Below are 9,400 nucleotides of genomic sequence, written 5' to 3' on the forward strand. Positions count from 1 at the left end.
TGGCGGAATTGGCAGACGCACCAGACTTAGGATCTGGCGCCGCAAGGCGTGGGGGTTCGACTCCCTTCACCCGCACCAAAGTTTTTTGCGAAAGCAAAATAACTTACCATAAATGCGGAAGTAGTTCAGTGGTAGAACACCACCTTGCCAAGGTGGGGGTCGCGGGTTCGAATCCCGTCTTCCGCTCCATAAATGCCGGGGTGGCGGAACTGGCAGACGCACAGGACTTAAAATCCTGCGGTAGGTGACTACCGTACCGGTTCGATTCCGGTCCTCGGCACCATAGTTTTTTGCAAAGTAAAATTATTTTCTGACAAATGCGCCCGTAGCTCAATTGGATAGAGCGTCTGACTACGGATCAGAAGGTTATGGGTTCGACTCCTTTCGGGCGCGCCATAACAAGAAATAGCACAACTTGGTAGAACACTATGTTCGAGACGTAGTGGTGCGGTTTCATATCCTGTTTTTTCGATTATGCAAGCAATAATTCAAAATTTGGCGGTGTAGCTCAGCTGGCTAGAGCGTACGGTTCATACCCGTAAGGTCGGGGGTTCGATCCCCTCCGCCGCTACCAAATGATTTTTAAAATAATGGAGGAATACCCAAGTCCGGCTGAAGGGATCGGTCTTGAAAACCGACAGGCGGGTTAAACCGCGCGGGGGTTCGAATCCCTCTTCCTCCGCCATTATTTTATTGTTTTTTATAGATGGAGGGGTAGCGAAGTGGCTAAACGCGGCGGACTGTAAATCCGCTCCCTCAGGGTTCGGCGGTTCGAATCCGTCCCCCTCCACCACTTTAGGGGTATAGTTTAAAGGTAGAACTAAGGTCTCCAAAACCTTCAGTGTGGGTTCGATTCCTACTACCCCTGTTTGTTTTATTTTGCCGGCGTGGCGGAATTGGCAGACGCGCACGACTCAAAATCGTGTTCCGTAAGGAGTGTCGGTTCGACCCCGACCACCGGTATCTTGCTACTAACAAGAATGTTGTAATATCAAGGCTTCGCACTTAATTGTGCGGGTCTTTTTATTTTTATTTTTAACGACAAAATAACCACTAATAGTGTGCGGGGAGTCGTGTGCAGTGAGTAAAAGAAGATTGCTAATGGCGTTTCATGCTAGTGGTTGCAACATTAACAGCAGTGGCACTCTGTTTTGGAGTACTTATTTTACCGGAAAGCTCTCGTTGGTTAGCATCCAAAGGAAGAATGGATGAGGCACTAAGAATACTTTAATAGATTCGTAATAAAAGTATTGCTGAACAAGAATTAAATGAATTAAAACGCATATTTCAGAACATAAAAAAATAAAAAAAGTAACATTCAAAGATTTGAGGATACCTTGGATTCGACGAATTCCGATTCTGGAATTGAAGCTATATGTCCATTATTAGATATAAACTCTATCATGTACGATGGAACACGAATTCTTCAAAATGCTGGTTTTGGAATAAGAACAGCATTGATTGGAAACGTAGTAAACGGATTAATTTCTGTTATTGCAACTAATGTTGGTATGTCAATCTTTCACAAAGTGAACAGACTCGCAATGTATCTTACAGGTTTAATAAGGTGCCACAATCGCGCTTATCTCGATTGGGATTGCTAATCTAACGCTTGCCGGGTCTCCGATCTTGTCATATTTAGTATGCAATGATAGTTGTATATTTAGATTTCTTTCAAGGGGCCATTGGTCCCAGGACATGGCTTCTATTATCCGAAATTTTTCCTACCCGTTTACATGGTATGGGTATGGGAATGGCTGCTTTGTTTTTATGGGTTTGCAATTTTTTAGTAGGACTATTCTTTCCTATTCTTTTAATTGAAATTGGACTATCGGGAACATTTTTCTTATTCGCTTTATTTGCGATTTTCGGTGTAATATTTAAAGCAAAATACTTACCTGAAAACCAGAGGGTTATCATTAGAACAAATAGAGGATAATTTTAAGGCAATATAGGAACTAATTTGTTCTGATCGATAAGGATATAACACCGTTAAAAATTGATGAGATGAACGCTTTTTATTAATTTGTTTTGAGTTACATTAAAGAAGACAAGCCAATTTCAGGCTTGCCTTTATCTATAATGATGAGGTATTAAAAACAAATTATCCTCGTCTACCGCCTCTACCGCCCTGTTTTGCTCCAGTATTTCGTTTAAGGGTAGACAAATTCTCTTCACTCGTCTTTAAAAAACGAGCCATTTTATCTTCAAAACTTTCTTTTGGTTTGAATTGACCTTTTGGACGAAAGTCTTTGGAACGGTTATCACCTCTGCCCGAGCGTGGTGGGCGTTGTTGTGAATATGAAGAGGTTTGTCCTTCAGGTCTATCTATCGCTTTTTTTATGGACAAGGAAGTTTTTCCGTCTTTCATACTAATTACTTTTACTTCAACCTGGTCTCCTACCTTGAGATGGTCATTTATATCTTTTACATAGCTATCCGCAACTTCACTGATATGCACAAGACCTGTTGATCCATCTGGTAAGTCTACGAATGCTCCAAAATTAGTGATGCCTGTTACTTTACCTTGTACTTTGCTGCCTATTTCGACTGACATAAAAATAGTGTTCCTCCCAATACTGTTATAAGCTTTTATTATAACATATTCTTGAAGAGGTAAATATCGTCTGGAGCTGTTCCTAGACTAAAATTTTTCAGGTATCCATTCCATTTATTGTGGAAAAATAGATTGATTAAATGACAACTGAGGAGTGTTTGAAAATGGAACAGCTTGAGTTCTTGGCTATTGGCAAGGCAAAACGGGAGAATTGGCTGGCTACAATGACACCTAAGGAAAAGGCGATAATGGGAAAACAACTTGAATACGTTAGGCAGATGTACGCGGAAGGGAAAGTGGATTTGTCTGGCCCGTGTTTAGATGGGGCTTATGGGATCATCATCTATAAGGCGGAATCTGCGGAAGACTCACAAAAAATGTTTGAAAACGACCCTGCTGTTCAAATAGGTATCATGGATGTGGAATTGCATCCCTTTAAAGTTGGAGTAATGGAAGGGCGCTAAGGTGAAATCGTTATGGTTTCATCTTTTTTATTTGTCAATTAACCCGATATTTTAAACAAAATTAAAAAGTTAGGCCATCATTAAAAGAGATTAATGACTATTGGTTGACGGGGTTAAACCCCACGGGCAGTTTGGTTCTACTCTGGCTACTGTTATATTAAAACTATATAAAAAATGGTCAACCAGAAATATCTGGCTGACCTTATAATACGAAAGTGGCAGCTTAGTTGAGGAATGGAAATGACCCCTTTATGTATGTGCCAAGCAAGAATTACCCCTCCAAACAGATTGAAGGGGGTTTTGCTATCTTAAAGCAATATGTTATTCCAAGCCCTTATTCTGACCAAGCAACCAACTTGGACTGTACGGGCAAGTTGTATAGGAAATTACCATTGAGGATACTTTTTTATAAGTTTGAAATTGCTTCCTGTGTCGTCCAAGTAGCACTGGCAAATGCTTTATAATTGGTAACAGCTGCTTGAAAATCTCTTTCACTTATCGTTGCAGTGGCATCATATACAATAGCGGTTTCAAACCCATTTTCGATTAAATGCCTCATATGGGACTCTACGCAAATGTTGGAAAGCACTCCTGCAATAATCGTCTTCTCTTTTCTATGTTGTCGTAACTGGTATACCAAGTCATTTGTTTGTGGGCTAGCAACCTTGTGTGGAGTAGAAACGATGGTTCTCCTATCAAAAATATAAGGTTTGAAAGAATGAACAAAATCGGCTCCTATAGACGGTGGTGTATACGCATTTGCTTTTTGGTACATTTTAAGGCCTAATAACATATTTTGTTCATTTCCTGTAAATTGCCAGCCATAATCATGAGGGTATAAATAATGGGGTGATATGAAAAGCTGATATCCTTTATTCAGGGCAGTTCTCATTAATAGCTCAAGGTTTTGTATAGTATTGTTTCTCTCAATAATATCTTTTGTTAGATGATAACCTCTGCCTCCGGGACTCATAAAATCATTTTGCGGGTCTGTAATTACAATGGCAGTATTATTGGGATGTGGTTTAAACGGCAAAATACTTACCTCCCTCTCAGCACAAGCTTGCGGAAATATTTTCAACCAATTCGGGTATAATAGAGAATTTGTTTTGTAAAAAAGTTCAGCATCGACATGACAGCGCACCGGACAAGCTACATAGTCATTAAAAACTTTATAGGCATTTATATGTATTTTCAGTTTGATTGGTGCACTTTGTTATAGAAAATTAATGTGCAACTTTGACGAATTGTTTGCGGAAGGTAATTGTTAAGCTAACGAAAATGTTTAAGAAGATATCCACAATCAAGGGATCCTCTTGCTGCGTTAATGAGCAGTATATCAAGATTACGAGAACGGTTAGAACATTGTACCCGCTTCATGATTTGATTGAAACGATTGACGGAGGTTACAGCTGGAACTCTGTTTATGAGTACGAATGTTTAAACATAATAGAGATGTAAGTACAGACCTGCTTCTGGATTAATCCAAAAGCTTTTTTGTTGTGACAGGGGTGTCACAGAAAGACTGGGGCCAGGCACTTACTTTAAAAAACAAAATGAGCTATCCCACTATTCAGGATGAACTCATCATGTTTTTCAAACTGAATCATGTGACATACCAACTTGACCCCTGGAAGGAACAAGCCTGAACCAAGCAATACCAGAGATTACTTCAGAGATTACTCAAAGACTACAACAAAAGAAAAAACTCCCGTTGTTCCCAACCTAAAAAACTCCCAAACCCCATTTTTAAGCCCAATTCAAATCTCCTACCATTTGTTCACAACTTCAACCTACTTTAAAAAACTTTTTCATTACCATGTCCTTTTTGATCCTTTTTCTGTATATAGCAGGTGGAAGGTTACTGAACCAATCGAGGAAGCATTCATCAGAGACTCTCTCGGGAAGAAGAACAAAAGGAGGAAAAAGCAATGAGCAGTTTATTACTGAACGAAAGCATCATGATAGTGCTCCCATCATTGGCAAGGAAAATTGGGTTAAACGAAGCACTCATCCTGCAGCAGATTCATTATTGGGTTCAAAAAAGTTCTCATGTGATTGAAGGAAAGACCTGGATTTATAACACCTATCAACAGTGGCAGCAGCAATTTTCCTTCTGGTCGTTAAGCACCATCAAACGGACGATTCGGTCATTGGAGGATCAAGGGCTTCTCCTTTCAGGGAACTGGAATCAAAGCAAAATGGATAAAACCAAGTGGTACACCATCGATTATGAGCAATTGGAAACATTAGAATTAACATCACCTGAGCCTAAGATACACAAGGCTGAAACAGAAATAGAGCCAACCGAACCGGAAAACACATCAGTAATGACACCACAGAAAACATTACCCGTTACCGAAATTATCAACTACCTCAATGACAAGACAAACGCAGCCTACAAACCAAGCTCACAAAAAACAAAGGTTAATATTCAAACTAGACTGAGGGAAGGGTTCACATTGGAGGATTTTAAAAAGGTCATTGATTTGAAGTCCACCGAATGGCTCCATGATTCCCGTTTGTCGAAATATCTCCGACCGGAAACCTTATTCGGTCCAAAATTTGAGCCTTATCTGAACCAGAAATCTATTAATACTAATACGTTAAGAGCGGAGGATTTTGATTTAAATGATAAAGATGGAGACGTTTGAAATCATAAAGAGTATCCGGGTATTTTTTGACCAGTTTGAAGCGAAACAAGAGCGTTCTTTTTAGATGAGGAATTAAATAAATCTACCATTCGACCGGAACAACTGTATACAAAAAATCTGCGTCTGATTTATTCGGCGTTGCGGAGCTTGAATGAAAAAGGGATTCCGGTGTACATCATTTCCCTTATAGAGGAACTCGGTTCCGATAACATTGTTCGAGTTAGCGGTGTCCACTATATTACACAATTGGAAGGAAGTGTGCCAACAACAGCAAACTTTCATTTTTATGAAAAAAGGGTCAAAGAATCTGATCAGAAGCGAAAAGCCATACAAATTGCTGGAAAAATCATTAAGAATGCAAATGAGGAGGACATCAGTAAAACACGTAGTGTCGGAATCAATGAACTCATGTCCATTGAAGAATATCAAATGGGTGAAGATGAAGGGAACATTTAGGAATCATTGGCCGATTTATTCCTCGAATGCGAAAAGGATTTGGGAGAGATTGTTGGTTATTCCCTTTGGCTTTACGTATCTAGACAAACTGACTGGCGGCTTTCAAGAATCATCGGTGCGAGGCCGAGTGTAGGAAAAACTGCATTTGCCCTTAATCTTGTCCTTCATGCATCCATTTAAGATGCTAGGTAGGGGGAACCGTATCATAAGTGTATGAGGTTTTTTAAAAAATTATTAGCTAGGCTTCTAGAAAATTTGTTTCCACGGTCTACACACGTTGAGTGCGTCTCGCAGATAGTTTTAAAAGAAGCAGCAGATCAGTAGTGATTTTTCCGTTATATAAAATCATATCCGGTAAATTCATGTTCATACCTCGTCTACTTCCTATTATTCTGTAACCATGGATGAAATATTTTACCGAGAATCGGCATTACTACCCATGATAGCAAGGACACTATACATACAGAAACAAAAAAGGCTGACATAATAGGATTCATATTTTTTATTATAGGTCCTATCACTATAGGAACCAACATGCTAAGAGGCCATACACCAAGAACGGTAACAATAGACATTTTCCATTTTGGCGGTGGAACTGGCGTTTTCGGAGTAACAAACCAATACGCCAAACTGCTTTCAGTTTTGTAAGTTGGATTAGTAGCTTGAAATCGTTCTGCCTTTTTTAACAAATCTCGACGAATATCTGATTCTTGCCAAGCACGTAGATGCTCATATGTATCAAATCGAAAAATAACAGTATACTCTCTGGATCCGTTATTGGGGACTATTAGATTTACCCCCAAATGCCCGGGGAATTTAGTAGCAGCAGCTTCGATTTCATGTCTCCACGCTTCAAACTGTTTTTCTCTACCTTCTTGAATTTCCCATGTAACAATCGTTGTTACTGGACCACCAGCATCCATAGTGTACCCTGTATGAGTTTCTCCGAAAGTTACTCTTTCTTGATTCATATTTTCCTGCTTGGAGGCGCGCCATGTACCATAGTATATGCGTATTCCACTCCTTGACCATAAGCGCCAGTGTGTTCTTTTACAATTTCCATTACAGCATCATAAGTGTCTTTGCGTGCCCAGTCACGTTGGTATTCAAGTAAAACTTGAATTGCTGTCACTGGAATTGCTCCAGCTTGTTCTACACGACGCATAGCAGCGTTATGTGCTGTCAAACTAGTACCACCTGAAGCATCATCAACTGCATAAACTTCATAGCCAGCTTTAATTGCTTCAAGCACAGGGAATGCAAGGCAAACTTCAGTCCAAAGTGCTGCAAATATCAATTTCTTTCTACCTGTTGCTTTAACTGCCTCAACAAATTTTGAATCTTCCCAAGAGTTCATTGAACTACGTTCTATAATTTCATGGTTTGGGAATATGTCAAGAATTTGTGGCCAAAAATAACCAGAAAAGCTTTGTGTTTCAACTGTAGTAAGAATAGTAGGTACGTTAAAAGCTTTTGCTGATTTAGCAAGCAGCATAACGTTATTCATTAATGTTTGTCTGTCAATGCTTGCAACTCCAAAAGTCATTTGAGGCTGAAAATCGATCAAAATTAATGCACTGTTCTCTGGGGCGTTAACAATTCTAAATTACTCATAATAAAACCCCTTTTTTAATTTTGTTTCAAACTTACAAAATCTTATTATAGAGGAAATTTCTAACAAGGAAATAGCTTCGACAAAAGTTGTCAAAAAACGACTAATAGAATAAAAAAGGGACTTGTTCAAACTAACTGGGGGATTTAATTGAATAAGAAATCTAAAGACCGAAAATAATTGGTCTTTTTCTTTTTACATACATACAGAACGTTTGTTTGTGTGTAATGATTGTATAGGAGGCGATTATATGGCGATACGTGACCTTGGAATGATGAAATGGCAAGCAGCATTCCAATTGCCAGAGTTAGCGAAAATACATCGGGATTTTTGGAACGATACTGAACGGATAAGGAAGCCAATCATTGACGGCGATGAGGCGGAGGAATGCGACCTCTGCATAATTTACTCAATGGAATATAACCATTCTGTAAAGCTGTCGATATGGGATGACGGATTTACTCAAGAAATTACTGGTCGTGTTCATTACGTGGTTCCTATCACGCATGAGCTCCGCATTGAAGTAAAACCTGGCGAATTTGAGGGAGTGCCATTTGATAGTGTTATCGGAGTCAATGTCGTTTGATTAAGCCGACATTAGCAAAGCGTCAACCTTACGTGGGTTGGCTCCTTTTATTTTATCTAATTTAATTATAGGGGCAGGTTAGTTCAACAAGAAAAAACGAATTTTTTTCAACATAAAATAAAAAAGGTTATTGACAAGAAAAATTATAAGTATTATTATTATTTCATATTCAAGATAATTTAATTCGAGATTTTTGTGGAGGTGAACAAATGGAGAGGAAATGCAATAACCTGCCCTTTCTGATATTAATGCAAACATCAAAAGCAATTCATGAACGAATAAAGGAAGAAATGGCAAAAAACAATCTAGGTATTACGGAATTTTCTGTTTTAGAGGTACTTTATCAAAAAGGGAAACAAACGATTCAACAAATTGGAAATTGCATATTGATCTCAAGCGGTTCGATGACCTATGTAATAGATAAACTGGAACAGAAAGGTTTATTAAGTAGAAACGCCTGTCCAGATGACCGCCGAGTGATACATGTGATATTAACTGATGATGGAAATCAATTGATGAACGAAATCATGCCGAAATATCATGAGTTCATTAATCATATGTTTGACTCATTAGATTCTAATGAGGCCGAGACATTGGTACAGCTTTTAAAAAAATTAAGGAATAAAGTTTAAACTTGCATTTTTTTAAAAATAATATCTCGAATTCGAGACAAAAAACATTTAGGAGGATTTTAAGATGATAAATATTGGTTTATTAATAATTCGTTTAGTAATTGGAGTATTGTTTATCGGGCACGGTGCTCAAAAATTGTTTGGTTGGTTCAGTGGCTACGGATTAAAAGGAACTGGTGGATGGTTTGAATCTATTGGAATGAAACCAGGAGTTACCATGGCTCTTTTCGCTGGGTTGGCAGAATTTATTGGTGGTACATTGTTTGCTTTAGGACTTTTAACTCCACTTGCAGGAATTTTGATAGCGGGAACTATGGCAATGGCGATTGTAAAGGTTCATGCTCCAAACGGATTATGGGCAACATCCAATGGATATGAATATAACTTAACTTTGTTAGCAGTAGCTATTGGTATAGCATTAATCGGTCCTGGTCAATAC

Annotated in this window: 12 protein-coding genes, 8 tRNA genes and 1 pseudogene; 17 read left to right on the top strand and 4 right to left on the bottom strand. The window is 38.7% G+C overall.

What is annotated here, in order from left to right:
- The first annotated feature begins 114 nt into the window (after positions 1 to 114).
- The 10 genes from J2Y67_RS26980 (at position 115) to J2Y67_RS27025 (ending at position 1,939) form a co-directional block, all read left to right on the top strand.
- Positions 115 to 189, top strand: a tRNA-Gly gene (locus J2Y67_RS26980).
- Between the two features lie 5 nt (positions 190 to 194).
- A tRNA-Leu gene (locus J2Y67_RS26985) sits at positions 195 to 283 on the top strand.
- A 36-nt stretch (positions 284 to 319) separates the two neighbouring features.
- Positions 320 to 396: transfer RNA gene (locus J2Y67_RS26990), tRNA-Arg, on the top strand.
- 101 nt (positions 397 to 497) lie between these two features.
- Positions 498 to 574, top strand: a tRNA-Met gene (locus J2Y67_RS26995).
- An 18-nt stretch (positions 575 to 592) separates the two neighbouring features.
- Positions 593 to 685: transfer RNA gene (locus tag J2Y67_RS27000), tRNA-Ser, on the top strand.
- Positions 686 to 708: 23 nt separating this feature from the next.
- A tRNA-Tyr gene (locus tag J2Y67_RS27005) sits at positions 709 to 793 on the top strand.
- 4 nt (positions 794 to 797) lie between these two features.
- Positions 798 to 868 (top strand) — tRNA-Trp (locus J2Y67_RS27010).
- Positions 869 to 881: 13 nt separating this feature from the next.
- Positions 882 to 963, top strand: a tRNA-Leu gene (locus J2Y67_RS27015).
- A gap of 148 nt (positions 964 to 1,111) precedes the next feature.
- On the top strand, positions 1,112 to 1,231 hold the full coding sequence (locus tag J2Y67_RS27020; protein ID WP_310179185.1) for an MFS transporter: 120 nt from the start codon (positions 1,112 to 1,114) through the stop codon (positions 1,229 to 1,231).
- A gap of 417 nt (positions 1,232 to 1,648) precedes the next feature.
- The gene (locus tag J2Y67_RS27025) at positions 1,649 to 1,939 is read left to right on the top strand and encodes an MFS transporter (protein WP_310179188.1); all 291 of its coding nucleotides are present in this window, start codon (positions 1,649 to 1,651) and stop codon (positions 1,937 to 1,939) included.
- 165 nt (positions 1,940 to 2,104) lie between these two features.
- Here the strand turns inward: J2Y67_RS27025 and J2Y67_RS27030 are convergent, their stop codons facing one another.
- Complete coding sequence (locus tag J2Y67_RS27030; protein ID WP_133340431.1) at positions 2,105 to 2,557, bottom strand: S1 domain-containing RNA-binding protein; 453 nt, start codon at positions 2,555 to 2,557, stop codon at positions 2,105 to 2,107.
- 164 nt (positions 2,558 to 2,721) lie between these two features.
- On the opposite strand from J2Y67_RS27030, the gene J2Y67_RS27035 reads away from it, so the two are divergent.
- On the top strand, positions 2,722 to 3,021 hold the full coding sequence (locus J2Y67_RS27035; protein ID WP_310179191.1) for a YciI family protein: 300 nt from the start codon (positions 2,722 to 2,724) through the stop codon (positions 3,019 to 3,021).
- 406 nt (positions 3,022 to 3,427) lie between these two features.
- Here J2Y67_RS27035 and J2Y67_RS27040 read toward each other — a convergent pair whose 3' ends face one another.
- Positions 3,428 to 4,057, bottom strand: coding sequence for a cysteine hydrolase family protein (locus J2Y67_RS27040; RefSeq protein WP_310179193.1), 630 nt, complete (start codon positions 4,055 to 4,057; stop codon positions 3,428 to 3,430).
- Positions 4,058 to 4,302: 245 nt separating this feature from the next.
- Here J2Y67_RS27040 and J2Y67_RS27045 point away from each other — a divergent pair, with 245 nt between their 5' ends.
- The 3 genes from J2Y67_RS27045 to J2Y67_RS27055 all read left to right on the top strand — a co-directional run bounded on the left by J2Y67_RS27045 (position 4,303) and on the right by J2Y67_RS27055 (position 6,131).
- Complete coding sequence (locus J2Y67_RS27045) at positions 4,303 to 4,482, top strand: hypothetical protein (protein WP_310179195.1); 180 nt, start codon at positions 4,303 to 4,305, stop codon at positions 4,480 to 4,482.
- Between the two features lie 470 nt (positions 4,483 to 4,952).
- Positions 4,953 to 5,675 (top strand): conserved phage C-terminal domain-containing protein, encoded by a 723-nt coding sequence (locus J2Y67_RS27050; protein WP_310179197.1) that lies wholly within the window; start codon positions 4,953 to 4,955, stop codon positions 5,673 to 5,675.
- 87 nt (positions 5,676 to 5,762) lie between these two features.
- Complete coding sequence (locus tag J2Y67_RS27055; RefSeq protein WP_310179207.1) at positions 5,763 to 6,131, top strand: DnaB-like helicase N-terminal domain-containing protein; 369 nt, start codon at positions 5,763 to 5,765, stop codon at positions 6,129 to 6,131.
- A 377-nt stretch (positions 6,132 to 6,508) separates the two neighbouring features.
- Here the strand turns inward: J2Y67_RS27055 and J2Y67_RS27060 are convergent, their stop codons facing one another.
- Positions 6,509 to 7,102: an antibiotic biosynthesis monooxygenase gene (locus tag J2Y67_RS27060; protein WP_310179199.1), complete on the bottom strand. Its 594-nt coding sequence runs from the start codon at positions 7,100 to 7,102 to the stop codon at positions 6,509 to 6,511.
- A pseudogene (locus J2Y67_RS27065) lies at positions 7,099 to 7,745 on the bottom strand (hydrolase). The gene J2Y67_RS27060 and the pseudogene J2Y67_RS27065 overlap by 4 nt, the downstream one beginning before the upstream one ends.
- Before the next feature lie 248 nt (positions 7,746 to 7,993).
- Here J2Y67_RS27065 and J2Y67_RS27070 point away from each other — a divergent pair.
- The 3 genes from J2Y67_RS27070 to J2Y67_RS27080 all read left to right on the top strand — a co-directional run.
- Positions 7,994 to 8,329 (top strand): YolD-like family protein, encoded by a 336-nt coding sequence (locus J2Y67_RS27070; RefSeq protein ID WP_310179202.1) that lies wholly within the window; start codon positions 7,994 to 7,996, stop codon positions 8,327 to 8,329.
- 209 nt (positions 8,330 to 8,538) lie between these two features.
- A complete protein-coding gene (locus J2Y67_RS27075) occupies positions 8,539 to 8,961 on the top strand; it encodes a MarR family winged helix-turn-helix transcriptional regulator (RefSeq protein ID WP_310179204.1) in 423 nt (140 codons plus the stop codon).
- 64 nt (positions 8,962 to 9,025) lie between these two features.
- The coding region (locus J2Y67_RS27080; RefSeq protein ID WP_310179206.1) for a DoxX family protein at positions 9,026 to 9,400 on the top strand (375 nt) is incomplete at its 3' end.

It is taken from the genome of Neobacillus niacini (assembly GCF_031456445.1).
GTDB lineage: Bacteria > Bacillota > Bacilli > Bacillales > Cytobacillaceae > Neobacillus > Neobacillus niacini_I.

Excerpts from the sequence above, each read along its gene's own strand:
- J2Y67_RS27020 (WP_310179185.1), top strand. The coding sequence starts at position 1,112 with ATGCTAGTGGTTGCAACATTAACAGCAGTGGCACTCTGTTTTGGAGTA.
- J2Y67_RS27025 (WP_310179188.1), top strand. The coding sequence starts at position 1,649 with ATGATAGTTGTATATTTAGATTTCTTTCAAGGGGCCATTGGTCCCAGG.
- J2Y67_RS27030 (WP_133340431.1), bottom strand. The coding sequence starts at position 2,557 with ATGTCAGTCGAAATAGGCAGCAAAGTACAAGGTAAAGTAACAGGCATC.
- J2Y67_RS27035 (WP_310179191.1), top strand. The coding sequence starts at position 2,722 with ATGGAACAGCTTGAGTTCTTGGCTATTGGCAAGGCAAAACGGGAGAAT.
- J2Y67_RS27045 (WP_310179195.1), top strand. The coding sequence starts at position 4,303 with ATGTTTAAGAAGATATCCACAATCAAGGGATCCTCTTGCTGCGTTAAT.
- J2Y67_RS27050 (WP_310179197.1), top strand. The coding sequence starts at position 4,953 with ATGAGCAGTTTATTACTGAACGAAAGCATCATGATAGTGCTCCCATCA.
- J2Y67_RS27060 (WP_310179199.1), bottom strand. The coding sequence starts at position 7,102 with ATGAATCAAGAAAGAGTAACTTTCGGAGAAACTCATACAGGGTACACT.
- J2Y67_RS27070 (WP_310179202.1), top strand. The coding sequence starts at position 7,994 with ATGGCGATACGTGACCTTGGAATGATGAAATGGCAAGCAGCATTCCAA.
- J2Y67_RS27075 (WP_310179204.1), top strand. The coding sequence starts at position 8,539 with ATGGAGAGGAAATGCAATAACCTGCCCTTTCTGATATTAATGCAAACA.